Here is a 24,586-nt window from a genome sequence, read left to right on the forward strand (position 1 = left end):
CCGCATCTGCCCTCAGAACCGATAGGCGATCGTGCCCTGCACGGTGCGGCGGTTGCCGTACCAGCACCAGGCATAATCGAGATAGCAGGTCGTGACATATTTCTTGTCGAATAGGTTGGCGGCGTTGACCCCGAGCGAGACGCCCGCAAAGCGCGGCGCGATCGTGCCGAGATCGAAGCGCACCAGCGCGTCGACCAGCGTGAAGCCCGGCGTACTTTGGCGCGCGGCACCGCCGGCATAGATGCTGTCGACATGGCGCACCGCGCCGCCGATCGCGAAGCCCTGCCACTTGCCGCCGCGCGGCGCCCATTCGAGATTGCCCGACACGCCGCCGCGCCCGACGCCGAGGATCCCCGCGCCGATATTGGCGGGGTTGGCGTCGGCGGTGGTGCGGACCTTCTGCCGACTATAGGCGAGTTTCGCGTTGAAGCCGTAGGGCAGGGGGGCGCTTGCCTCGATCTCGACACCACTCGAGCGGACCCGGCCGCTCTGCGTCGAGACGTTGGTGATCGGGTTGGTGGTGATGAGGTTGGTCTGGTCGATCCGGAACCACGCGCCGGTGACGAGAATCTGCGTGCCCGGCACGGTATATTTCGCGCCGGCCTCGATCTGCTTGCCCTCGGATGGCTTGGCGACTGTGATCACGCCGTTGGGCTGGGACAGCGTGCCGTTTGGCTCGAACGAGGTCGAATAGCTGACATAGGGCGCGAGCCCGAACGGCAGCGTGTAGAGCGCACCGGCGCGATAGGTGAATTTCTGCGAGTCCTGCGACGCGGTGTTCGGTCCGGTGCGCACCGACGCCTAGTCCTGCCGCCCGCTCAGCAACACCCGCAGTGCGCCGAGCGACAGCTGGTCCTGCGCATAGACGCCCGCCTGGTTCGAGCGGGGCGTGTTGTCGTTCAGGCTGAAAGAGTTCGGCACGGCTTGCGGGCTCTGCGGCACGACCATCGTGCCATAGACCGGGGCATAGCCGTTAAGCGGCGACGCCGAGCCGAAGGCGTTGATCGAGCGCGCGTTGCCGGTCTGGTAATCGACGCCGAACAGCACGTCATGCTTCACCGTGCCCGTGGCGAAACGGCCATGGATCTGATTGTCGAACACCCACGAATCGCTGCGCTCGCGCGTCGCGTAGGACGCGCGGTTGTAGAGCGTCGAATTCGGGTTTGCGGTGTCGACCAGCGATCCCGATGCATAGACGATCCCGAGCCGCGACGTGCCGTGCTGGTAGCGGCCCGACGCGCGGATGTTCCAGTCGGGGTTGATCTCGTGCGTCAGGATATAGGTCGCGGCGACCTGCTCGTGCTTGAAGTAATTGCCAGGCTCGCCGAAATCGGTCGAGGTTGCGAGCCTGCCGTTGGGGTTGGGCAGGAAGGTGCCCGACGCCGGGAACACGCCGTAGCTGCCGTTCTGCGGATCGTTCGAATAGGCGCCGAGCAGCGTTAGCTTGGTGGCGTGATCAAGGTTGAAAGTGAGCGCGCCCGAGATCGTCTGGCGCTCGCGCGCGCTGAAGGTCTGCTGGGTATGCGCGCCGTTGACGCTGCCGTTGATCCGCCACAGCACCGAATCGCTGATCTTGCCGCCGACATCGGCATCGGCGCGGTACAGGTCGTAGGTGCCGTAGGTGCCGGAGACCGCACCATAGAACGGCTTGTCGAGCGGGAGCTTGCTCGACAGCGCGACGAGGCCGCCCGGGCCCGTCTGGCCGTAGAGCACCGAGGCGGGGCCCTTGATCACTTCGATCCGGTCGAGCCGTGAGACGTCGATCTGGGGCTCGAGATAGCTTGCCCCGCCGATCAGCTTGAGCCCGTCGAGGAATTGCGGTGCATCGAAGCCGCGCAGCTTGAACTGGTCATAGACTTCGGCGCTCGATCCGCGCTGCTCGGTGGTGACACCGGCGACGAAACGCAGCGCCTGGTTGAGGTTCGACAAGCCGAGATCGGCGATGTCGGCGGCGCTGATGACGCTGATCGACTGCGGCGTCTCGGCGATCGGTGCCGAGCTCTTGGTGCCGGCGGTGGCCTCGCTGCTTGGGCGCGCGCCGGTGACGACGATCGCAGGGCCGTCCTCGGCTTCGTCCTCCGCCATCGCCGGTGCGGCATAGACGGCTGAGCTCAGCAGCACTGCGGAGATGACAAAACGCTTCATTCACTGGTCCCTTTGGTGTCGCGGGGCCTAGTGGCGTATTTGCGAACGCTTATCAATAGCGTTATCAATAGGGCGTCAGAGCGTCTCGCTCGCCTCGGCGATCGCGCTGTAGATTTCGCCCAAGCTGGCATCGTCGATGCAGTAGGGCGGCATGACGTAGACGGTGTTGCCGAGCGGACGGAGCAGCAGGTCGCGCTGCTTGAAGAACGCGAGCAACCGCGGGCCAAGGCCATCGAGATAGCTGCCCGTCGCGCTCGCCAGTTCGAACGCCGCGATCGTCCCGCAAATGCGGGCATTGTGGATCGTCGGCAGTAGGCGCAACTGCTCTGCCCAGCCCGCCTGGCGCCGCGCGAGATCGGCGATGCGATCGAGCACGGGCTCAGTGCGCCAGATTTCGAGGTTGGCGTTGGCGGCGGCGCACGCGATCGGGTTCGCGGTATAGCTCGACGAGTGGAAGAACATCCGCGAGCGGTCGTCCGAGTAGTGCGCGTCGAAGATTTCGGCGGTCGCCATTGTCACTGCGAGCGGAACCGCGCCGCCCGTCAGGCCCTTCGACAGGCACAGGATGTCGGGCACGACGTCGGCTTGCTCGCACGCCAGCAGCGTGCCGGTCCGGCCCCACGCCGTCATCACTTCGTCGGCGATGAACAGCACGCCGTGCCGCGCACAGATCGCGCGCATCTCGGCGAGCACGCGAGGCGGATAGAAGAGCATCCCGCCCGCGCCGAGCACCAACGGCTCGACGATGAACGCGGCCGGCGCGGCACGGCACGCCAGCTCGAGCGCATCGAGCGTCGCCTGCTCGGCGCCAGCGGCGGGGTAGGGGATCGTGCCGACATCGAACAGCAGCGGCGCATAGGCCTGGTTGTATACCCCGCGCGCGCCGATCGACATCGCGCCGATCGTGTCGCCGTGATAGCTGTGCTCGAGCACGAGGATGCGGCTGCGCGGTTCACCGCGATTGGCGAAGAACCCGAGCGCCATCTTGAGCGAGACCTCGACCGCGGTCGATCCCGAATCCGAGAAGAAGACATGCTCGAGTGCGGGCGGCATGATCTCCACCAGGCCTTGCGCGAGCGTCTCGGCGGTCTCGTGCGTCCAGCCGGCGAAGATGATCTGGTCCATCTTGCTCGCTTGATCGGCGATCGCCGCCATGATCGCGGGATGGCAATGGCCATGCGTCGTCACCCACCACGACGAGATCGCATCGATGATCCGGCGGCCGTCATCGGTGTAGAGAAACGCGCCCTCGGTGCGCGTGACACGCGGGATCGTCTCGCCGAGGCCGTGCTGCGTGAAGGGGTGCCAGACGGGCGAGCTCATCGGAAATCCTCGAGCGAGAAGTGGGCAGCAAAGGCGGCGGCAAGCGTCGCGCGGTCGAGCGTCGGCAGCAACGGCAACCGGCCGAGGCGGCGGACGCCCCCGATCCGCGCGATCGTCGCCTCGCTGTCCTCGACCGGCTCGCCGATAAAGGCCACGCCGAGGATCGGCACGCCGCGCGCGCGCAGCGCCTCGATCGAAAGCAGGCTGTGGTTGATCGTGCCGAGCGCGGTGCGCGCGACGAGCACCACGGGATCGCCCCAGCGCGCGAAGATGTCGGCGTAGAGCGTCGTGTCGTTGACCGGCACGAGCACGCCGCCCGCGCCTTCGATCACCAGCTTGCCATCGTGCGGCGGGGGATCGAGCGCGTCGGCATCGATCGTCACGCCGTCGATCCGTGCCGCGCGGTGCGGCGAGCACGGTGTGACGAGCCGATACGCCTCGGGCAGGATATGGCTCGCGGGCAGGCCGCTCAGCGCCGCGACGCGCGCGGCATCGCTGCCGCCGTCGAGCCCGGCCTGCACCGGCTTCCAATAGGCCGCGCCGAGTGCGCCTGCGAGCGCGGCGGCAAAGACCGTCTTGCCGATGTCGGTATCGGTGCCGGTGACGACGATGCGGGGGATCATGACAAAGCTTCCAGGCAAGTGGCGAGACGGTCGATATCGGCGATGTCGACGTTGAGCGTGATCGAGATGCGCAGCCGCGAGCTTCCCGGCGGCACCGTCGGCGGGCGGATCCCGCGCACGTCGAAGCCCGCCGCCTGCAGGCGCGCGGCGAGCGCCATCGTCGCTTCGGCGTCGCCGACGATCAGCGGAAGGATCTGCGAGCCCGTCACCGTCGCCCCGAGCGGCGCGAGCACTTGGCCGGCATGGGCGATCAGCGCGTCGAGCCGCGTACGGCGCTCGGGTTCGTCGGCGAGGATGGCGAGCGCGGCGCGCACCGCGCTTGCCATCAACGGGGAGGGGGCGGTCGAAAAGATGAAGGCGCGTCCGCGATTGATCAGGAAGTCGCGCACGATCGCGGGCCCGCACACGAGCGCGCCTTCGCAGCCGAGCGCCTTGCCGCAGGTGCGCATCGTGATCACGTCGGCGCGTCCGTCGAGCGCGGCAGCCAAACCGCGGCCGTCGGGGCCGAACACGCCGGTGGCATGCGCCTCGTCGATCAGCAGCATGCCGCCGTGGCGTTGCGCGATACCGGCGAGATCGGCGAGCGGGGCCTGGTCGCCGTCCATGCTGTAGAGGCTCTCGACCGCGATCCACGGCGTGCCCGTTCCGCCCGCGCGGCGCCAGGCGGAGATCGCGTCGTCGAACGCCTGGGCGTCGTTATGTGCGACGCCCTGTGCCGGTGCGCGCGCGAGGCGCATTCCGTCATGTGCGCTGGCGTGGATCAGCGTGTCGTGCAGGATCAGGTCGCCGGTCTGCGGCAAAGTGGCGAACAAGGCCGCGTTGGCGGCAAAGCCACTCGAAAAATAGAGCGCGGTCTCGCTACCGAAGAAGGCGGCGGCTTCGGCTTCGAGCGCTTCATGCTCGGGATCGTTGCCGCGCAGCAGCCGCGATCCGCCCGAGCCGATCGACACGCCGCGGTCGAGCGCCGCTGTGACGGCGTCGCGCAGGCGCGGCGAGGCGGCGAGACCGAGATAGTCGTTCGAGGCGAAATCGATCCCGGTGCGGGGGGAGAGGCTGCGGCGGCGGTGGGACTGGCCAAGCGATTCGAGATCGCGGGCGTGGGCGGCGAGGACGGACATCGCGCACGCCCTAACGCGGTTGACCGCGTCGCGCGATGGGGTTGCGGTTAGAAGCGATCGCCGTCGCGCGCCTTATTCCCGTCATCCCCGCAAAAGCGGGGATCGCGCTCCTCGCCCGCGGTGCGCAGGAGAAGCGGGACCCTCGCTTTCGCGAGGGTGACGGGGGGCAGGATATGGGAGTGGCGCTCAGGAAAAGCCGACGACCGCATGCGGCACGTACGGTTCCTCGAGCCGCGCGATCTCGGCCTCGGTCAGCCCAATCGCGAGCGCCGCCAGCGCGTCGTCGAGATGCGCGAGCTTCGATGCGCCGACGATCGGCGCCGAAACCTCGGGCTTTGCGAGCACCCACGCCAGCGCGATCTGCGCGCGCGCCACGCCGCGCTCGGTCGCGATCTCGGCGACGCGCTCGACCACGCGGCGGTCGGCATCGTTGGTGTGGCGGTACAAGGTCGCGCCGAACGCGTCGGTCTGCGATCGCTCGGTCGCATCGTCCCAGTCGCGCGTCAGGCGACCCCGCGCGAGCGGGCTCCACGGGATCACGCCAATCCCTTCGGCGGTGCAGAGCGGCAGCATCTCGCGCTCCTCCTCGCGGTAGAGCAGGTTGAGATAATTCTGCATCGTCGCAAAGCGCGTCCAGCCGTTCGCCTCGGACGTGTGGAGCATCGTCGCGAACTGCCAGGCGAACATCGACGAGGCACCGATATAGCGCGCCTTGCCCGCCTTGACGACGTCGTGGAGCGCCTCGAGCGTCTCCTCGATTTCAACGTCCGGGTCGAAGCGGTGGATCTGGTAGAGATCGACATAGTCGGTGCCGAGCCGCGTCAGGCTGGCATCGATCTCGGTCAGGATCGCCTTGCGGCTGAGCCCGGCGCCGTTCGGGCCGGGACGCATCCGGCCCTGCACCTTGGTCGCGATCACGACCTCGTCGCGGCGCGCAAAGTCCTTGAGTGCACGCCCGACGATCTCCTCCGACGTGCCGTCCGAATAGACATTGGCGGTGTCGAAGAAATTGATCCCGGCTTCGACCGCCGTTTGAAGGATCGGGCGGCTGGACGCCTCGTCGAGCGTCCAGGCGTGGGTGCCGCGATCGGGCACGCCGAAGGTCATGCAGCCGAGGCACAGCCGCGAGACGTCGAGCCCGGTCGCGCCGAGTTTGATGTAATCCATGTGCGTTCCTCGGTTGGTGTCGGATGGCCAACGAACCAGCGGCGAGAGCGCTCCGGCTTATTTCTTCGGCGTGACCCACACCGAAACCGGCACGACGAACTTGCCGGGGGCAGGCTTGCCGACATCGACGCGGTCGGCGGTGACGAGTTCGCCCGAGGTGAGCGTGAAGGACGCCCAGGGCTTGGGCATGCGGCCGAAGACCATCTTCTGGATAGGCTCGCCGGTGGCGGAATTCATGATCGTTGCGGTGACACTCATGCGGGTGCCGTTAGCGAGCGAGCGGCGCGCCTGTCCAGCGGTGTGCGACGAGCCGGCACTTTTCCGGTCAAGCGGCGTTCAGTTGTCGCGGCTATGGCTGTGTTCAGGACCAGGGTGAATGCCCGAAACGAAGAAGCCTCGCGCCATGCAGACCACACGACCGTGACCGAGATCCCTGCCGCCACGGCCAACGCGCCCGAAGGCGACCGCGCGACTGTCGAGACACCGGCGCAGCGCCGCTGGCGCATCGTGCGCAACGTACTGCTCGCGATCCTTGCCGTGCTCTTCGCGATCTGGCTGGTGCTCTACATCACCAAGGGGCGCTTCCTGAAGCCGACCTTCGAACGCGTGGTGGGATCACTGACGCATCGCACCGTCGGCGTACGGGGCGATTTTCAGCTGTTCTTCGATCCGTTCCAGATCAAGTTCCTCGCCGAGGGGCTGACGATCTCGAACCCGTCCTGGGCGAGCAAGCCAAACCTGTTCGCGGCGAAGAAGATCGACACGCGGATTGCGCCGCTGTCGCTGCTGTTCGGCAAGCGCCGGCTCTATTTCCTCGATCTCGCCGACGGCGCGGTCGATCTCGAATGGAGCCCCGACCACAGCACCAACAGCTGGACCTTCAGCCAGACCAAGGGCGGCAAGCCGCTCGCCTTCCCGACGATCGACCGCGCGACGCTTGCGGGGACGACGGTGCGCTATCGCGACACGCGGATGCGGCTGCTTGCCGATCTGAGCTTCGCCACGATCAAATCGACCGACGCCAAGATTGGCGACAAGGTCGATTTCACCGGCAATGGCGTGGTGCGCGATACGCCGTTCACGCTGAGCGGCGCGTTGCTCTCCCCCGACCAGACCGTGGCGCGTGGTGCCAACACGCTGACGATGACCGCGCACGCCGCACACAACGTGATCGATGTCGCGGGCACGCTGCCGAGCCTCGCCGAGATCGAGAAGGTCCCGCTCGACGTGACGGCGCGTGGGCGCAACATGGCCGAACTGCTGCATATCATCGGCGTCACCATTCCGCAGTCGCGCGCCTATGTCCTCAAGGCGCAGCTGGTGAAGACCGGCACCACCTATGCCTTCACGCATCTGCGCGGCCGTTTCGGCGCGAGCGATCTGGCGGGGCGCTTCACGGTCGAGAATATCGCGCCGCGCATCCACATCGCCGCGACGCTGGCGAGCAAGAAGGTCGACATCATCGATCTCGCGCCGTTCATCGGCTACAATCCTGATCTGATCGCGGCCAAGGGCGTCCAGGCGGCAGCCGCCGCTACGGGTGCCGCACCGGCGCGCCTGCTGCCCGACGCGTCGCTCGATATTGCCGCGCTCCACGCGTTCGATGCGGATCTGAAATGGACGGTCGGCACGGTCCGTTCGAAGAACGTGCCGGTCTCGAACATCGACCTGACGCTCGCGCTCAAGGACAGCGTGCTCAAGCTCTCGCCGCTGACCTTCTCGATGGCGCGCGGCAATGTCGCGTCCGACATCGTGCTCGACACGCGCCGCCGGCCGACCCAGGCGAGCTACGACATCCGCCTGGCCTCGACCCCGATGGGGCGGCTGCTCGCCGGGTTCGGCGTCGCCGAGGCGGGGACGACGGGGACGATCAAGGGGCGGATCCAGCTCGTCGGCAGCGGCGACAGCCTGCACGATTCGCTCGCCAATGCGAACGGAAGGATCGCGTTCGTGATGCCCGCCGGCAGCTTCTGGACGCGCAACGTTCAGTTGAGCGAGCTCGATATCGGCACCTTCGTCCAGAAGATGTTCCAGGACAAATTGAAGGAGCCGGTGCGGATCAATTGTGGGCTGGTCGCCTTCACGGTGCGCAAGGGCGCGGCGGCGGCGGATCCGATCCTGATCGATACGAGCAAGAACGTGATCGCGGCGACGGGCGGGTTCAGCTTCGGGACCGAGGCGCTCGATCTCGCCTTCCGCGCCGATGGCAAGAAGTTCAGCCTGCTTTCGGCGCAGTCGCCGGTCGGGCTCAACGGCCATTTCGCCAAGCCGGGGATTTCGGTGATCAGCCCCGATTTGATCGGTCGCGCGGGGACCGGGCTTGGGCTGGCGCTGCTCGCCACGCCGCCGGCAGCGTTGCTCGCGTTTATCGACGTGGGGGATGCCAAGGCCGCAGCCTGCGCGCCGATCCTTGCGGCGAAGCCCGCCGCGGCGCAGCGCACGACCAAGGGCAAGCCGCGCGATGACGTCGGCAACGGCACGCCTGAAAAGGGCGCTGGCAAGCGAAAGAAGTTTCTGGGGATTTTCTGAGGAGGCGCCTCCGTCACAGCACCCCGGCGAAGGCCGGGGCCCAGGGGTGGAGGCTCCAACGGCGCGTGCAACGCGCTCTTAGAGAACGCTCGCCTCTGGGCCCCGGCCTTCGCCGGGGAACGATGCGGGAAAAGTCGGAGGTAGCCCGTCAGCGCGCCTTGCGCAGCCGCTTCGCGTTCCCGGTCGCCGCCTTGTGCACTGGCGCTACCACATCGCGGCCCATCTTCGCGCTCGTCTCGAGCGCCGTCAGCGCGTGCATGCTTGAACGTTCGGAGAGCGCGGCAAGTTCGAACAGCGTCGGTGGGCGGCCGCGCAGCCACATCGCGCCGAGCTCCTGTGCCTGCGCGACATAGCCCGCCTGCAGCGTCCTCCACGCCTGCATGCCCGCCGTCCCGGATGCCGAGAAGGCGGCGACTTTCTCAGGCACCATCCGGCCGAGCTCGGCATAATCACCGCTGAGCGGCGAACGCATCGCTTCGCCGATCGTGTTGGTGCGCGAGGCGATCACCGCGTGCGAGGCGGTCGCGGTTTCGCTCAATCGCTCGCCGGTCGCACCGACCGACCCCCATGCTGACATGACACGCGTCCAATAGGCAAAGGGGTCGATCATACGGTGCATCCCGATAGAGGCCGCAGCCCTAGCGGCTAGGCGAGGGTACGGACGTTAGGTTCCCGCGCATAGAAGCGCTTGGCCGCAGCGGCGATGAAGGCCTTGTCGAGACCCGTCACGCCTTCATCGGCCTCGACGCCGGCCTTGTCGAGCAAAGGCTTCGCCGCGTCGCTCGCGCCGACCGCCTTGAGATGCCCGAACGCGTCCATCACCCACTGGACGGCTGCGCCCTCCTTGAGCATCGCCGCGGCTCCGTCCTTCGACAGCACGACCGCTGCCGCATCGAACAGCTGCGACGGCGAACCGGCGAGCTGGCCATCGGCCTTCTTCATCGTCCCGTCGGACAGCTTTGCGCCGCCGACCTTGGGCGCGACGAGGAAGGGTTTCGCCTTCGCCTTGGTAATTGCCGCGACCAGCGTCTCGAGCTCGCCCGCATCGGTGCCATCCGCGATCAGCACGCCGACGGTCCGCCCTTCGAGCGTCGCCTTCATGTTCTTGTGGATCGACAGCGCGTCGGACGGCTTCATGTCCACCGGCTCGCGCGCGGCTTTCGCCTTCTTCGGCAGCGGGATGCCGAGCCCGTCGGCGACTCGCTTGGCGAACGCCTCGTCGACATTGCGCAGGTTCGCCAGCATCCGCGGCGGGACCTGATCGAGCGTCCCGACCTTCGACAGCTCGAACACGAACGACGATGCGATATGTGCCTGCTCGCTCTCGGTCTGCGAGTTCAGGAACAGCCGCGCCTGGCTATAGTGATCGCTGAACGTCTCCGAACGGATGCGGAGCTTGTCGCCCGTTTCGTTCGGACCGGTAGCGGCGTTGACCGTGGCGAAGCCCTTCGGGCTTTCACGCGGGCCGCCTTCTTCGCCATGTGCGCCGAGGCTGTTGGGCTCGTAATTCGCCCGACCCTTCGGCACCTGCGTCTGCATCATTCCGTCGCGCTGGAAGTTGCCGAACGGGCACCGCGGCGCGTTGATCGGGATCTGGTGGAAGTTGGTCGTCCCCAAACGCGACTTCTGCGTGTCGAGGTACGAGAACAACCGGCCCTGCAGCAGCGGATCGTTCGAGAAATCAATGCCGGGCACGATGTTGGTCGGCAGGAAAGCGACCTGCTCGGTCTCGGCAAAGAAGTTGTCGACGTTGCGGTTGAGCACCATCCGACCGATGATCCGCACGGGGATGTCGTCCTCGGGAATCAGTTTGGTCGAATCGAGCACGTCATAGGGCTGCGCGTCGGCAAAGGCCTGGTCGAACACCTGGATTCCGAGCTCCCATTCGGGGAAGTCGCCACCATCGATCGCCTCGAACAGGTCGCGGCGGTGATAGTCGTTGTCGGCCGCCTGAAGCTTCAGCGCCTCGTCCCAGATCGTCGACTGGATGCCGAGCTTGGGCTTCCAGTGGAACTTGACGAAGCTCGCCTTGCCCTCGGCATTGACCAGCTTGAAGGTGTGGATGCCGAAGCCTTCCATCATCCGCAGCGAGCGCGGGAGGGTACGGTCGGACATCGCCCAGAACAGCATGTGCGTCGCTTCGGGGGTGAGCGATGCCCAGTCCCAGAAGGTGTCGTGCGCGCTGCCGGCCTGCGGATAGCCGCGATCGGCCTCCATCTTCACCGCGTGGATCAGATCGGGAAACTTGATCGCATCCTGGATGAAGAACACCGGGATATTGTTGCCGACCAGATCCCAATTGCCTTCGCGCGTGTAGAGCTTGACCGCGAAACCGCGCACGTCGCGCGGGGTGTCGACCGACCCCGATCCGCCCGCGACGGTCGAGAAGCGGACGAACACTTCGGTTTTTTCGCCCTTGGTGAACACCGCGGCCTTCGACAGGTCCGAAATGTCGTCGGTCGCCTCGAAATAGCCGTGCGCGCCCGACCCGCGGGCGTGGACGATCCGCTCGGGGATGCGCTCATGGTCGAAATGGAAGATCTTCTCACGCAGCACGAAATCCTCGAGCAGCGTCGGCCCGCGCTCGCCCGAGCGCAGGCTGTTCTGGTTGTCGGAGATCGGCACGCCGTGGTTGGTGGTCAGCACGGCATCGCCCTCGCTGGCCTGTTGGTGGGTTTCGCCCGCGTTGCCGCGGATTGTCTCGGGGGTGGTGGCCATCTCATGTCTCCGGGAAAAATATCGTGCGCTGTCGACAAGCGCGCCAGCGCGCCCATTCAGAAAACCTCGCGGTCAAGGAACGAGCCGGCCGCGGATTCTTTCCGCCGCAATCGCAATATAGTACCGAAGGCTCGCCTCGCCTCAGCGGGCGAGGGCATCGTGCAGGCGGTCGACCACGGCGCGCGCTCGCGCCGTCTCGCACACGGCAGATCCGAGCAGATTTGCGATCGTTTTGCACGGATCGCCATGGTCGATCGCAACTTGCATCGCGGCGAGGTAGTTGGTCAGTGCGGTCAATGGCTGGCTGAGATCGTGGACGATCTCGGCCAAGTCTGCGTCGTCGTCGATCGTGCTCAATGGACGAGCCCGGCGGCGAACGCGATGCGCAGCGCGTCCGGCAGCGATTGGACGTGAAGCTTGGTCATCATGTGCGCGCGATACACTTCGACCGTGCGCGGGCTGATGGCGAGGTCATGCGCGATCACCTTGTTGACCTTGCCGGCGATCAACCCACACAGCACATCGACTTCGCGCGGCGCCAGCCGGGCGATTTGTTTCTGCGCCGCGGCGATGCGAGCGGCATCCTCGCCAGCGCGCGTCAGCCGATCGAACGCGCGTTCTACCGTTTCGAGCAGTGTCATGTGGTCATACGGCTTTTCGAGAAAGTCGATCGCGCCGCGTTTCATCGCCTCGACGGCGACGGCGATGTTGCCGTGCCCGGTGACGATCACGCACAGAAAGGGCAGCGCTTCGCGGCGCAAGGTAGCGAGCACCTCCAGCCCGGTCAGTCCGGGCATGCGCAAGTCGAGCAGGACGATCCCGGGATCGAGCTTGGGCGCCGCGTCGAGAAAGGCGTCGCCCGAGACGAAGCATTCGGCATCGAAATCCCTGCGCAGGGTGAGCAATGTCAGCAGCGAGCAACGGACCGGTTCGTCGTCGTCGACTATGTAGATGCGCTTCGCCATGGAGCCTCGCTTGCGGGAGTGGGGTGCGACAAATTGGGGGAAGAGGGGCCAGAAACTGGCGGAGCGACGGGGAACAGCAGATCGAACCGCGCGCCCTGGCCCAGGTTGCTCTGGACGGAGATCACCCCGGAATGGGTCTGGACGATACGACGGACGATCGCCAGACCGATCCCGCTTGCCTCATTGCCATCCTTGGAGCTGGCGAACGGCTCGAAGATGTGATCGATGATCTCCGGCCGGATCCCCGCCCCATCGTCGCAGACGAACAGCCGGACCGACCGCGCGCGCGAATCCCCGCTTGGCTCAGCCGCAGTGCCAATCGTGATCGTGCCACCGCGCGGGCCGATCGCCTGTGCTGCGTTGACCGTCAGGTTGAGGACGATTTGATAAAGCTGGCACACGTTTCCTTCGATCGCGGGCACGGGTGCGAGCGCGTCGACGATCGTGATCCCGGCAGGAAAGCGCGCGCGCAGCAACGCCAGCAAATCGCGGACCAGTTCGTCGAGCCGGACCCGCTCGAGCGCGGTGGGTTCCTCGCGCGTAGAGGCCAGCATGGCGCGCGCCAGTTCGCGTGCGCGCGTCGCCGATTCGATGATCAGGTCCATGCTATGCCGATCGGTTGGGTCGGTGATCGTCTCCAGCACGAGCGGTGCGAGGATTCCCAGCGGGACGAGCGTGTTGCTGAGGTCGTGCGCCACGCCGCCGGCCAACAGGCCCAGCGTTTCGAGCTTCAGAGCGTCGTCCAGTTTGGCGCGTAACTCGGCACTGCCACGTTCGGATTTTCGCTGCAGGGTCACATCGTGGACGATGCCGGTCAGGCTGACGATCACCCCGTGCGTATCGCGCGTCGGCACCCAGCGCAGCAGCGCATCTCCCGTTTCGCCGTCGGGTCGCTGGAAGCTGTATGCGACAGCGTCGGTGGTCCGGCCGTGATGCGCCGCGGCAAGGCTGGCCGCCAGCAAGGCCTGTTGCTCGACGGGAATGTACGCTGCGACGAACGATCGCCAATCGTTGCGCACGGGTGCGGTCCGGCCGTGGAGCGAATCGAACGCGGGACTGGGGACGAAGGCCATGCTTGCCAGATCGAGTTCGAAGCACGTCGTCGCCGTCATCTGCTGTATCGCGGCGAAACGCTCGGTCATTTCGCGATGGTCTTGTCGCGCCTGCCACTGCCGATCGACCAGCACTCCTGCCAATACGATCGCGCCGATCGCCAGGGCGGCGTCGAGGAGGCTGGCGACGCTCGCACTCTCGCTCCGTTGCGATGCCACCAACCCGAACAGTGCAAGACCGACCGATACGGTGGTCAGCACGCGCACGAAGACGCGTTGCGGGAGCAGCAAGCCGCACGCGACGACCAGGACATACCCCCATCGCGCCGCGCTGCTGTGCGTCGCGAGCAGATCGGTGCTGGCGATCGCTACCGCCAACACCACGGGCAGCCACAGCCTCGGTGCAGCGGCCAACGCCGCATCGTGCCGGAGCCCATACGCACCCATCGCGCCTGCCAAGAAAACCAGCGAGGCTGCCATCGTGAGGAGCGTCATGTTCGACGAGTCCAGTCCGGCGACGAGCATGACGAGCGCTTCGGCGGTGAGCGCGATCGGAACGAACAGCATCAGCGCGATGCGGAGGTCGCGCGATCCGTGAAGCCGGTCGAGGCCGAGTTCGAGACAGGCAATACCGACCACGATCTGCAGGAGCGCCGCGCTCGGGAGCAGGCGGCCCGGCATGGCCGCGGCAAGCCAATGAGAGAATTGGCCTGGACTGACGAACATCTCCGAAACGGTCGCCCAATCCCGCAATATGAAGGCGCCGAACAGCACGACACCGCCAGCGACGGGTGCCGCGCGACGCGGGCGATCGAGCAGTAACGGTACGACCGCGACCGCGCAGCCAGAAAATCCGACTGACGCGGCAAGGCTGTAGCCCGCATGAACTCCAAAAAATGGAGTATTTTCAATTATATAAATTGTCTCATTTAAGACAATTGCGATTGTAAGTCCTATTGAAACTATCGCAAAGGTAAGACCAGTTGCTTTCATGGGGTCCTATTTATCATCCGCCGTCTGTGTTTTGAAACTATTGGCGAATGAATTGGCAAAATTTATCACAAAGACTGCCAATTGATATGTGTTAATTTATTTCTAAAGAGCAAATTTAAACTAATCTATTATAAGTTTTCCCGCAGTTTCAGCCGGTGCCAAGGGCGGGTCAAATCCGTGGCGGGTCTGCGCCTTGGCATCGGGAGCCAACTCGCGTTCGATGGATTTGGCGCGGCGGTACGGCTAGGCTCGCCGAACGGTATCGCAGCGGGGACCAAGCGGCTGGACAATTCGACGATGCAATCCGCGCTGGCGGACGCCAAGCGCTTGCTGGGTCACGATCCGCTAGCAGCGCTTGCTCGTGTCGACGGCGTCTTGGCGGGGGGACGTGATTCGGTTGAAGCGCGCGTCCTGTTGGGCGCGGCGCTGCGCCGGGTCGGAAAGATCCGCGAGGCGCGCGATGTGTTAGCGCCGCTTGCCGCCGCCATGCCGCAGGCGTGGGGGATTCATTACGAGTTCGGCATGGCGCTTGCCGCACTGGGGGCGGGGGAGGCCGCCGCCGATGCGCTCGACCAGGCCACGCGCGCCAATCCGCGATCCTCGCTGGCATGGCACGCGCTTGGCGACCAGTTGCTGCTGCTCGGGCGCCCGATCGAGGCGAATGCGGCGCAGGCGCGGATGGTGCCTGGCTGCGTCGCCGATCACGCACTCGGCGATGCGGCTGCGGCGTTCTTCGAGCGGCGCGATACGGCGGCGCGCGGCGCGCTCCAGCGGCGGTTCGGGATCGATCTCAACGATCTCGGCGCGGTGCGCCTGCTGTCCGATATCGGGCTGCGGCAGGGAAATTTCGCGGCGGTCGTGGACTTGCTGGACCAGGCGCGCCGCGTTGCGCCCGACTTCGTCCCCGCACAGTTCGCACACGCGATCGCGCTTCACCGGCTCGAGCGTGGGCAAGAGGCGCTTGCGGCGATCCATCTCGCGCTCAAGGCGCGGCCGGGTCTTGCGGCTTTCCTTATGCTCGAAGCGGCGATCCACATGCAGCTTGGCGATGCGGCCGCAGCGATCCGTGCCTATCAGGCGGTCCTGGCGGCGACGCCCGACGATGCCGAGGCCTGGCATGCGTTCGGCCATGCGCTCCGCGCGGTTGGCCGGCAGGACGAGGCGGTCGCCGCCTACCGCCGTGCGGTCACACTCCGGCCGGGCTACGGTGAAGCATATTGGAGTCTCGCCAACCTCAAGACCGTCCGCTTCGATAGCACCGAGGTCGCGCACATGCTCGCGCTTCCGGCGGAGGCGAGCTCCGATCCGGCCGATCGGGCGTATCTCGACTTTGCCTTGGGCAAGGCGCTCGAGGACGAGGCACGCTACGCCGAGTCGTTCGTCCACTATGCTCGCGGCAATGCTGCGCGCGCCGCGCTCGAGCCGCATGACGCCGCAGCGTTGCATCGCTTCGTGACCGACTCGATCGCGGCGTTCGACGCCGAGCTGTTCCGCCGCAACGCCGCGGCGGGGTGCGCGGAGGCCGGGCCGATCTTCGTGCTCGGCATGCCGCGGTCGGGATCCACGCTGGTCGAGCAGATCCTCGCCAGCCACAGCGCGGTCGATGGCGCGTCCGAACTGCCCGACATCACCACGCTCGCGCGCGAACTGGCGCAGCGCCACCCGGGCTATCCGTCGTCGATCGCGCACGTTCCCGAAGCCGCCTTTGCCGCGCTCGGCGCCGCGTATCTCGAGCGGACGGCGGTCCACCGCGCGGGGAAGCCGTGGCTGGTCGACAAGTTTCCGGGAAATTTCCTCCACACCGGGCTGATTCACCTGATGCTGCCGAACGCGCGGATCATCGATATCCGGCGCGATCCGATGGCGTGCTGCTTCTCGCTGTTCAAACAGGCGTTCGCGCGCGGGCAGGCCTATAGCTACGACCTTGCCGATCTCGGGAGATATTACGCCGATTACGTCGCGCTGATGGCGCATTTCGATGCGGTGCTGCCGGGCCGGGTATACCGCATCGACTATGAGGCGCTCATCGACGATCCCGAGACCGAAATCCGCCGGTTGCTCGCGTATTGCGGGCTACCGTTCGAGCCGCAGTGCCTGCGGTTCTTCGAGAGCGAGCGGACCGTCCGCACGCCGAGCTCGGAACAGGTCCGCCAGCCGATCAATCGCGACGGCCTCGACCAGTGGCGCCCTTTCGAAGCGTGGCTCGGCCCGCTCGTCGATGCGCTCGGACCGCTTGCCAAGGCGACCGCCAATCGGCATTGATGCCTAAATTGGATGCCCCTATCCGATTTTTGGAATTAAACGGGGATCAAGGACAGCGTCGAAGGCATGAGCCGGCAATGGCTTGCACGACGGCTGCCTTGGTGGGGCAGCTGGGTTGCAAAGGGGACTTTAGTGGTGAATCTTTCTGTCGGTCACAGCGTTTCGGCGCGTCCTGCGCGGATCGTCGCGCGGCTCATGGCGTCGGGGGCGGCGCTTGCGCTGATCGCGCCGGGCATCGCGCGCGCCGCGCCCGAGCCGCAGGCGCCTGCCGATGCGCCGCAAGCCGCGCCGCAAAGCGAAGGACTCAACGATATCGTCGTCACAGCGACGCGTTCGGGCGCGCAATCGCTGCAGAAGGTGCCGATCGCGGTGTCGGTGGTGAACGTCGATCAGATCACCAAATCGGGGCAGGGCAATCTGTCCGATCTCGCGAAGTTCACCCCCTCGCTTGTCATCACCGAGGGCGCGCCGGGGTTCAACAAGTTCAACCTGCGCGGGCTTGCGACGGGCGGCTATGTCACCTCGGATACGTCGGATCGCCCACTCGTCGCGGTCTATCTCGACGATACGCCGATCTCGGTGCAGGGCCAGACGCCCGACCTCAAGGTCTATGATCTCGACCGCGTCGAAGTGCTGCGCGGGCCGCAGGGCACGCTGTTCGGCGCGGGCTCGATGGCGGGCACGGTGCGCTTCGTGACGGCCAAGCCCGATGCGCGCAGCGTCTTCGGCACCGCCGAAGCGAGCGGATCGACCACCGAATATGGCGCTGGCAGCTATAACGTCCGCGGGATGGTCAACATCCCGCTGATCAAGGATGAGCTCGCGGTTCGCGGCAACATCTTCGTCGGCAACGATGGCGGCTTCATCGACAATATCGGCCAGCACCGCGTCGACAACGCCAACAGCAACCGCTCGACCCAGGGCCGCGTCGCGGTCCGCTGGACGCCGACCGACAAGCTGACCGTCGACGGCAGCTTCACTTATGAAAACAGCCGCGCCAAGGGGCTCAACACCGGGCTCGATGGGCTGAAACCGTATCAGTACGAGAGCAACGGGGCCGAGGGCACGCGCGATCTGTTCAAGCTCTACACCGGCGGGTTCGATTATGACGCGGGCTTCGCCAATTTGATCGTGACCGGCGCCTATACCGACCGCAAGATCGGCTTCAACGCGAGCCCCGATCCGCAGATCGGCTATTACTTCGCCAATTATTACGCGCCCTACACCGGCGCGGGGAAGTATCCGCTCTACGCTCCGCCCGCACGCTACGACCATGCGGTCACGAGCCTGATCCCGGCCGAGAACTATACGATCAACCAGAAGCTGAACGACTTCATGGCCGAGGCGCGGCTCGTCTCGAAGAACGACGGCCCGGTCAAATGGACCGTCGGCGCGTTCTACGAGAAGCAGAACCGGCATCTGATCCAGGACATTCCGGTCGCCGCGTTCGACACGCTGTCGTACCAGAACGCCGCATTCGGCCCGTTCGCGACGCCGACCGGCCGCTACGATTCGAAGACCGTCGACGGCGCGTTCAGCTCGAACGACATCTTCTCGGGGCTGCAGGACGTGCACGAGCATCAGTTCGCTGCCTATGCCGATGGTACGTGGCACGTCACCGACCGGCTCGATCTGACCGCAGGCCTGCGCTACTTCAACTTCAAAGAGAGCTATTATCTCTACGAAGGCGGCGCGTTCGGCGTGCTGCTCGGCAAGGACGCGCAGGGGCGCACGACCGGCATCACCCAGTCGATCCGCTCGACGCTCAAGTCGAACGGCGTCAACCCGCGCGCCAACATTTCGTACAAGCTCAACGACAATGTGCTGATCTATGCCGAAGCCGCCAAGGGCTTCCGCTATGGCGGCGCCAACCAGCCGGTGCCGCTCGGCACCGCCGGGCTTGCCGGGCGCTGCACGACGCAGCTCAATTCATATGGGTATAGCGCGGCACCGGGGACGTTCGGGCCTGACAAATTGTGGAACTACACGATCGGTGAAAAGGCCAAGTTCGCGGGCGGGCGCGTGACGCTCAACGCGAGCGCCTATTACATCGATTGGTCCGACGTGCAGACGCGGTTGCGGCTCAACTGTTCGTATTTCTTTACCGACAACAAGGGCAAGATCGCGAGCAAGGGCGTCGAGCTCGAGGCGGCGGTCAAGGCGACGCGCAACATCACGCTCAACGGCAGCTTCTCGTTCAACGATTCGACCGCGCGTGGCGACATCCCGACGGTCGGCGCGTTCGACGGCGACCGCACGCCCTATTCACCGCGCGTGACCGCGTCGGCAGGCGCGTTCTACGATGCCGATCTCGGGCGCGGGTCGCTCCATCTGCAGGCGACGTACAAATATATCTCGTCGCAACAGACGACCTTCAACAACTTCTCGACCACACTCGACCCGACGTCCAAGAAGCTGATCGTCGACCGCGCGAGCAATGGCGGGCGTAGCCAGACCTATGCGGTGATCCCAGAGAGCCACAATGCCAGCGCGTCGATCGCCTATGACATCGGCAATTACGAGTTCGGCATCTTCGGCAACAATCTGTTCGACGGCGTCAAGGTGATCGATATCCAGCGTGCGACCTATTACGCGATCTACCAGGCCGGCTCGCGGGTGACGTACGCGCGGCCACGCACGATCGGGGTGCGCGCGAAGGTGAAGTTCTAATTCTCCCACGTCACCCCGGCCTCGTGCCGGGGCCCACCGGGCGGCATGCGCTTACGGCGTAGCACGCGTGGCACGGTGGACCCCGGCACAAGGCCGGGGTGACGGTGGTGGCGCGTGACCACCGCCTTTCGTGCTTGCCTCAAGCGGCACCCGTCCCCTGGATCCGAGCATCGTCGGCGGCATAGGTCCGCACGCTCGTCCAGTAATGATACGCCGCCCAGAAGCCGGTCAGCGACAGCGCCAGCAGCGCATACCGCAGCGACTCGGCATTGCTGCCGAGCCGCCCGGCAAGCGTGTCGCTGAGCCAGCCGACCGCGGTCGGCGCGATAATCAGATTGGCGACATTGGCGGTGAGCAGGCTGATCGCCATCCCCTGCGCGCGCATGTTGGCGGGCAGGAAGTTGAGCAGCAGCGCCATCGTCGGGCCGACGTAGAGATAGATCGCCGGCACGACGATCCACAGCATCGCGGTCGCCAGGCTGAGCGAGTGCGTCCAGTAGATGACGAACGACGGGATCGTCGACAGCGCGACCACCGCCGCGAGGCCGTAGGCGATGCGCTTCGGGTCCTGCATCTGCGGCAGCGCGAGGATAGCGCCGGTGGCGATCGTCGCAGCGGTCCCCGCCCAGAAATAGATCGTCCCGAGCCGCGCGCCCGCCTCGGCGGTCGACAGGCCATAGGCGCGCTCGAAATAGGTCTGCGTCCAGAACAGCAGGCCCCAACCCCACAGGCAGATCACCGTGCCCGCCGCATTGATGTGCCACGCCGAGCGTTGCGACCAGAGTAAGGCGCAGGTTTCGCGGAAAGTCGCGCTCGGCACCTTGGCTTCGCTGATCCGCTCGAACCGCCCGCGCACCGGCTCGCGTACGCTCAGCAGGATGATCAGACCGAACACCACGCCTGGAACGCCAAGCGCGATGAAGCCCGCGCGCCAGCTGTGGAAATGCTCGACGATCGCGCCTGCGACGCTCGACCCGAGCCACGCGCCAAGCGGCAGCCCGAGCGCGTAGACCGTCAGCGCGAACGCGCGTTGCCGCCGCGGGAAATTATCGGCGACGATCGAGGTCGAAGGCGGGGTGCCGCCCGCCTCGCCGACGCCGACCGCGATCCGCGCGACGAGGAACTGCCAGTAATTCTGGGTCAGACCGAGCACCGCAGTCGCCGCCGACCACAGGATGATCGCGGCGGCCACGATGTTGCGGCGGTTGGCGTGGTCGGCAAGCCGCGCGATCGGCAGCCCGACGAAGATGTAGAAGAAGGCGAGCGACACGCCGGTCAGCCATGCGACGCCCGAATCGGACAGGCCGAATTCCTTGCGGATCGGCTCGAGCACGGTCGACACGACGTAGCGGTCGGCGATGTTGAGCGCGTAGACGAGCCCGAGCACGAGCACGACATACCAGCGCGCCGATTCGAGCCGCGGTGTCGTCGTCATCATTCTGGGCCCCATCTTTTCGTCGTCCGTCACGCCTTGCGGGCTGCCACGCGAGCGCGCCGCAAGATCGACCTTCGTAGCGGCGGAAGGGCGTGGCAGATAGACCTTGCGCACCTTCCCGGACCCATCGGCGGCGCGCACGGCGTTGCATCGCGTGGCAAAACGCGCTTGGTATTTCGCCTCGGCATGGCCCGCATCGCTCAGGAGTTCGCTATTCCTCGCTCATCCCCGGACAATCGGCGCTGGCTCCCGTTGAATGCGCTCCGCGCGTTCGATGCGGTCGGCCAGCGGTTGAGCTTTACCGCCGGCGCGCAGGCGCTCGACGTCTCGCAAAGCGCGGTGAGCCGGCACGTCATCAGCCTCGAGGAGCAGCTCGGCCACAAACTGTTCGACCGCTCGGGGCCGACACTCGCGCTGACCGCGGCGGGGCGCACGCTGTTGCCCGAAGTGCGCAAGGCGTTCGACCGGATCGAACAGACGATGGATGCGATCAGCGGCAATCCCGACACCAGCCGTCCGATCCGGCTCCACATCCCGCCGACGCTGTTACAGCAAGTCGCGATGCCGATGATCCAGGCGTTCCACGCCGAGCATCCCGCGATCCGGATCGACATTTCGAGCTCGCCCGCGGTCGGCCTGCCGAGCGGCGAGACCGACATGGCGATCGTGTTCGACCGGCCCAACATCGATGATCGCGTGACCGATCTGCTGTGGATGGTGCGCGTCGCGCCGGTCTGCTCGCCGCAGGTGGCGCAGCGCAACGCGGGCAAGACGCTCGAGCAGTTCTTGGCGGACAATCCGCTGCTCCACGTCAAGCTCGAGGGGCAACCGCGCGGGCTGTTGTGGAGCACTTTTGCGAATCAATGCCGGATCAGCCTCGACGTCGAGCGCGGGCTTGCCTTCGACGCGAATGCGCTCGCGGTCGGCTATGCGATACATTCGGACGGCGTTGCGCTCGCCGATATCGACATGTTCGCGCCCGAAATCGCCGCCGGGCGGCTCGTTTTGCCGTACGACAGCGTGATCAACGACGGCTTTGGCTATTACCTCAAGTTGCGCGCGGAGGATCTTGCCGATCCGACGATCAGCCTGGTGCGCAGCTGGTTGATCGCACAATTCGCCGCGCGCCAGGGGGTACCCGTCGCCACCGGATGACACCGCGCCAAAAGGGGCCTCGCGGTCGCGCGCCAATCGGCTATGGGGCGGCATGGATATGATCGCTACCCCGCCGGCGCACCCCGCCGATCCCGCCACCATCGCCGTGCTCGAGACGATCGAGACGCGGCTGCGCTGGCTGTCGTCCTGGACGATCCACAATGCCAACCATCTGCGCGACAGCCGCGACGGGCTGAAGGTCGGCGGACATCAGGCGAGCTGCGCGTCGATCACCGCGATCATGACCGCGCTCTATTTCGGCGCGCTGCGCCCGAACGACAAAGTCGCGGTCAAGCCGCATGCCGGGCCGGTGCTGCACGCGATTCACTATCTGCTCGGCCAGCAAAGCCAGGACGCGCTCGAACGCTATCGCGGGATGGGCGGCGCGCAGAGCTATCCGAGCCGCACCAAGGATTCGATCCCGGTCGATTTCTCGACGGGCTCGGTCGGATTGGGCGTCGCGATCACAGCGTTTGCCTCGCTGATCCAGGATTATCTGATCGCGCATGGCGAGATGGCCGAGGCCGATGCGGGCCGGATGATCGCGCTGATGGGCGATGCCGAGCTCGACGAGGGCAATATCTACGAATGCCTGATCGAGGCCTATAAGCACGACATCCGCAATTGCTGGTGGATCGTCGATTACAACCGCCAGTCGCTCGACAGCACGACGGCGGACCGCATGTTCCGCCGCTTCGACGATATCTTCGAGACGTGTGGCTGGCGCGTCGAGACGCTCAAGCACGGCAAGAAGCAGCGTGAGGTGTTTGCGCAGGCCGGCGGGCAAGCGATCGCCGACTGGATCGACGCGTGCCCCAATGCCGAGTTCGCGGCGCTGACGTATCAGGGCGGAGCTGCCTGGCGCGCGCGGTTGAACGCCGATCTGGCCGGGCAAAGCGAGACGCTCGCGCTCATCGCGGCGCAGGACGATGCTGCGCTCGCCGCGCTGATGACCAATCTCGGCGGGCATTGCATCGCGACCTTGCTCGAGGCGTTCGCGCGCTGCGACGATGACGTGCCGACGCTGTTCATCGCCTATACCGTCAAGGGCTACGGGCTGCCGTTTGCGGGGCACAAGGACAACCATTCGGGACTGATGAACCCCGGCCAGATCGCGCAATTGCGCGGCGACCTCGGCATCGTCGAGGGCGAGGAATGGGCGCCGTATGGCGGGCTCGGCGACAATGCCGCCGCTTCGGCGCGCGCGGTGGTCGAGGCGAGTGCGCTGGCACAGGCGGTCAAGGCGAAGCCGGCTCAGGCTGTGGCGGTGCCCGAGCGCCTGCCGGTGCCCGATGGGGCCGAGCTCTCGACCCAGGCGGCGTTCGGGCGGATCCTGCTCGATCTCGCCAAATCGGGGCATCCGCTCGCCGACCGGATCGTCACGACGTCGCCCGACGTGACCGTCTCGACCAATCTCGGCGCGTTCGTGAATCAGCGCGGGCTGTTCCGGCGGCAGGAACTGAAGGACGTCTTTTCCGCCGCGCGCATCCCGACCGCGCAGAAATGGGCGGGGCACGGCGCGGGCCAGCATATCGAGCTGGGCATTGCCGAGAACAATCTGTTCCTGATGCTCGCGGCGCTCGGGCTTGCCGCGCCGCTGTTCGGCACGCGGCTGATGCCGATCGGCACGGTGTACGATCCGTTCATCGCGCGCGGGCTCGATGCGCTCAATTACGCTTGTTACCAGGACGCGCGCTTCCTGCTGGTGGCGACGCCGTCGGGGCTGACGCTTGGGCCCGAGGGGGGGGCGCACCAGTCGATCAATTCGCCGCTGATCGGGATCGGTCAGCCGGGGCTCACCTATTTCGAGCCTGCCTTCGCCGACGAACTCGCGCTGATCATGCGCTGGGCCTTCGCGCACATGCAGGCGGAGGACGGCGGATCGGTCTACCTGCGGCTGACGACGCGCGCGATCCCGCAGATCGAGCGGGCCGACGATGGCTGGCAGGACGATGCGCTGCGCGGCGGCTATTGGCTGAAAGCACCCTCCGGCGACGCCGACATCGCGATCGTCTTCACCGGCGCGGTGACGCCCGAGGTGCTCGAAGCGGCTGCCCTGCTCGCCGACGACGTGCCGGGTCTGGGGCTGCTGATGGTGACGTCGCCCGATCTGCTGCATCGTGGCTGGTCGGCGCGGCACGCCGGGCGTTGGACCGGGGCGGGCGCGTCGAGCCATGCCGACACGCTGCTCGGCGCGCTCGCGCCGCACGCCAAGCTTGTCACGATCATCGACGGCGCGCCGTCGACGCTGTCGTGGCTCGGCAGCGTGCGCGGGATGCGCGTGAGCCCGCTCGGCACCGATCGCTTCGGCCAGACGGGTGATCTGCCAGATCTGTTCCGCGCGTATCGGCTCGATGCCGAGGCGATCGTCGATGCGGTCGCCGAGCTGTGCCTCGGGCCAGTGGATTAGCGGCGGCGATTGCGGTAGCTG

18 protein-coding genes are annotated in these 24,586 nt (G+C 66.3%); 5 read left to right on the plus strand and 13 right to left on the minus strand.

All coding sequences use genetic code 11. From position 1 onward, the window contains the following. Window positions 1–12: 12 nt before the first annotated feature. The 7 genes from ABIB28_RS10390 to ABIB28_RS10420 all read right to left on the minus strand — a co-directional run bounded on the left by ABIB28_RS10390 (window position 13) and on the right by ABIB28_RS10420 (window position 6,634). Window positions 13–795 (minus strand): TonB-dependent siderophore receptor, encoded by a 783-nt coding sequence (locus tag ABIB28_RS10390; RefSeq protein ID WP_354288066.1) that lies wholly within the window; start codon window positions 793–795, stop codon window positions 13–15. Between the two features lie 6 nt (window positions 796–801). Beyond that, entirely contained in the window at window positions 802–2,145 is a 1,344-nt protein-coding gene (locus tag ABIB28_RS10395) for a TonB-dependent siderophore receptor (protein ID WP_354288067.1), read from the minus strand. A 75-nt stretch (window positions 2,146–2,220) separates the two neighbouring features. Beyond that, on the minus strand, window positions 2,221–3,468 hold the full coding sequence (locus tag ABIB28_RS10400) for an adenosylmethionine--8-amino-7-oxononanoate transaminase (protein WP_354288068.1): 1,248 nt from the start codon (window positions 3,466–3,468) through the stop codon (window positions 2,221–2,223). Next, window positions 3,465–4,091 (minus strand): dethiobiotin synthase, encoded by a 627-nt coding sequence (gene bioD / locus ABIB28_RS10405; protein WP_354288069.1) that lies wholly within the window; start codon window positions 4,089–4,091, stop codon window positions 3,465–3,467. The genes ABIB28_RS10400 and bioD overlap by 4 nt, the downstream gene beginning before the upstream one ends. Beyond that, window positions 4,088–5,209, minus strand: a complete 1,122-nt coding sequence (locus ABIB28_RS10410) for an 8-amino-7-oxononanoate synthase (RefSeq protein WP_354288070.1) — start codon at window positions 5,207–5,209, stop codon at window positions 4,088–4,090. The genes bioD and ABIB28_RS10410 overlap by 4 nt, the downstream gene beginning before the upstream one ends. Before the next feature lie 186 nt (window positions 5,210–5,395). Beyond that, window positions 5,396–6,376 (minus strand): aldo/keto reductase, encoded by a 981-nt coding sequence (locus ABIB28_RS10415; RefSeq protein WP_354288071.1) that lies wholly within the window; start codon window positions 6,374–6,376, stop codon window positions 5,396–5,398. Window positions 6,377–6,433: 57 nt separating this feature from the next. Further along, window positions 6,434–6,634: a hypothetical protein gene (locus ABIB28_RS10420; RefSeq protein WP_010187745.1), complete on the minus strand. Its 201-nt coding sequence runs from the start codon at window positions 6,632–6,634 to the stop codon at window positions 6,434–6,436. A 162-nt stretch (window positions 6,635–6,796) separates the two neighbouring features. Between ABIB28_RS10420 and ABIB28_RS10425 the strand changes: the two genes are divergently transcribed. Then, window positions 6,797–8,905, plus strand: coding sequence for an AsmA family protein (locus ABIB28_RS10425; protein ID WP_502958231.1), 2,109 nt, complete (start codon window positions 6,797–6,799; stop codon window positions 8,903–8,905). Window positions 8,906–9,053: 148 nt separating this feature from the next. On the opposite strand, the gene ABIB28_RS10430 is transcribed toward ABIB28_RS10425, so the two are convergent. The 5 genes from ABIB28_RS10430 to ABIB28_RS10450 all read right to left on the minus strand — a co-directional run bounded on the left by ABIB28_RS10430 (window position 9,054) and on the right by ABIB28_RS10450 (window position 14,321). Further along, window positions 9,054–9,515, minus strand: coding sequence for a hypothetical protein (locus ABIB28_RS10430; protein WP_354288072.1), 462 nt, complete (start codon window positions 9,513–9,515; stop codon window positions 9,054–9,056). Window positions 9,516–9,550: 35 nt separating this feature from the next. Beyond that, window positions 9,551–11,623 (minus strand): catalase, encoded by a 2,073-nt coding sequence (locus tag ABIB28_RS10435; RefSeq protein WP_354288073.1) that lies wholly within the window; start codon window positions 11,621–11,623, stop codon window positions 9,551–9,553. A 141-nt stretch (window positions 11,624–11,764) separates the two neighbouring features. After that, window positions 11,765–11,953: a hypothetical protein gene (locus ABIB28_RS10440; RefSeq protein ID WP_354288074.1), complete on the minus strand. Its 189-nt coding sequence runs from the start codon at window positions 11,951–11,953 to the stop codon at window positions 11,765–11,767. A gap of 23 nt (window positions 11,954–11,976) precedes the next feature. Beyond that, window positions 11,977–12,588, minus strand: a complete 612-nt coding sequence (locus ABIB28_RS10445) for a response regulator transcription factor (RefSeq protein WP_354288075.1) — start codon at window positions 12,586–12,588, stop codon at window positions 11,977–11,979. Next, entirely contained in the window at window positions 12,567–14,321 is a 1,755-nt protein-coding gene (locus ABIB28_RS10450; protein WP_354288076.1) for an ATP-binding protein, read from the minus strand. Before ABIB28_RS10450 ends, ABIB28_RS10445 begins: the two co-directional genes overlap by 22 nt. A gap of 609 nt (window positions 14,322–14,930) precedes the next feature. Here ABIB28_RS10450 and ABIB28_RS10455 point away from each other — a divergent pair. Then, entirely contained in the window at window positions 14,931–16,895 is a 1,965-nt protein-coding gene (locus tag ABIB28_RS10455; protein WP_354288077.1) for a tetratricopeptide repeat-containing sulfotransferase family protein, read from the plus strand. A 135-nt stretch (window positions 16,896–17,030) separates the two neighbouring features. Beyond that, window positions 17,031–19,565, plus strand: coding sequence for a TonB-dependent receptor (locus ABIB28_RS10460; protein WP_354288078.1), 2,535 nt, complete (start codon window positions 17,031–17,033; stop codon window positions 19,563–19,565). A 139-nt stretch (window positions 19,566–19,704) separates the two neighbouring features. On the opposite strand, the gene ABIB28_RS10465 is transcribed toward ABIB28_RS10460, so the two are convergent. Continuing rightward, the gene (locus tag ABIB28_RS10465) at window positions 19,705–21,000 is read right to left on the minus strand and encodes a spinster family MFS transporter (RefSeq protein WP_354288079.1); all 1,296 of its coding nucleotides are present in this window, start codon (window positions 20,998–21,000) and stop codon (window positions 19,705–19,707) included. A 252-nt stretch (window positions 21,001–21,252) separates the two neighbouring features. Between ABIB28_RS10465 and ABIB28_RS10470 the strand changes: the two genes are divergently transcribed. Together ABIB28_RS10470 and ABIB28_RS10475 are read left to right on the plus strand one after the other, a co-directional pair. Further along, on the plus strand, window positions 21,253–22,155 hold the full coding sequence (locus ABIB28_RS10470; RefSeq protein ID WP_322160085.1) for a LysR family transcriptional regulator: 903 nt from the start codon (window positions 21,253–21,255) through the stop codon (window positions 22,153–22,155). Between the two features lie 52 nt (window positions 22,156–22,207). Further along, window positions 22,208–24,565, plus strand: coding sequence for a thiamine pyrophosphate-binding protein (locus ABIB28_RS10475; protein WP_354288080.1), 2,358 nt, complete (start codon window positions 22,208–22,210; stop codon window positions 24,563–24,565). Window positions 24,566–24,586: the final 21 nt, after the last annotated feature.

This window comes from Sphingomonas sp. UYEF23 (assembly GCF_040546165.1).
In the GTDB taxonomy this organism is placed as follows: Bacteria; Pseudomonadota; Alphaproteobacteria; order Sphingomonadales; family Sphingomonadaceae; genus Sphingomonas; species Sphingomonas glacialis.

What these genes read in the sequence shown, in the direction of transcription:
- ABIB28_RS10395 (WP_354288067.1), bottom strand. Translation starts at nt 2,145, where the DNA reads ATGAAGCGTTTTGTCATCTCCGCAGTGCTGCTGAGCTCAGCCGTCTAT.
- ABIB28_RS10415 (WP_354288071.1), bottom strand. Translation starts at nt 6,376, where the DNA reads ATGGATTACATCAAACTCGGCGCGACCGGGCTCGACGTCTCGCGGCTG.
- ABIB28_RS10445 (WP_354288075.1), bottom strand. Translation starts at nt 12,588, where the DNA reads ATGGCGAAGCGCATCTACATAGTCGACGACGACGAACCGGTCCGTTGC.
- ABIB28_RS10410 (WP_354288070.1), bottom strand. Translation starts at nt 5,209, where the DNA reads ATGTCCGTCCTCGCCGCCCACGCCCGCGATCTCGAATCGCTTGGCCAG.
- ABIB28_RS10420 (WP_010187745.1), bottom strand. Translation starts at nt 6,634, where the DNA reads ATGAGTGTCACCGCAACGATCATGAATTCCGCCACCGGCGAGCCTATC.
- ABIB28_RS10475 (WP_354288080.1), top strand. Translation starts at nt 22,208, where the DNA reads ATGGATATGATCGCTACCCCGCCGGCGCACCCCGCCGATCCCGCCACC.
- ABIB28_RS10430 (WP_354288072.1), bottom strand. Translation starts at nt 9,515, where the DNA reads ATGATCGACCCCTTTGCCTATTGGACGCGTGTCATGTCAGCATGGGGG.
- bioD (WP_354288069.1), bottom strand. Translation starts at nt 4,091, where the DNA reads ATGATCCCCCGCATCGTCGTCACCGGCACCGATACCGACATCGGCAAG.
- ABIB28_RS10435 (WP_354288073.1), bottom strand. Translation starts at nt 11,623, where the DNA reads ATGGCCACCACCCCCGAGACAATCCGCGGCAACGCGGGCGAAACCCAC.
- ABIB28_RS10400 (WP_354288068.1), bottom strand. Translation starts at nt 3,468, where the DNA reads ATGAGCTCGCCCGTCTGGCACCCCTTCACGCAGCACGGCCTCGGCGAG.
- ABIB28_RS10450 (WP_354288076.1), bottom strand. Translation starts at nt 14,321, where the DNA reads ATGCCGGGCCGCCTGCTCCCGAGCGCGGCGCTCCTGCAGATCGTGGTC.
- ABIB28_RS10465 (WP_354288079.1), bottom strand. Translation starts at nt 21,000, where the DNA reads ATGACGACGACACCGCGGCTCGAATCGGCGCGCTGGTATGTCGTGCTC.
- ABIB28_RS10455 (WP_354288077.1), top strand. Translation starts at nt 14,931, where the DNA reads ATGCAATCCGCGCTGGCGGACGCCAAGCGCTTGCTGGGTCACGATCCG.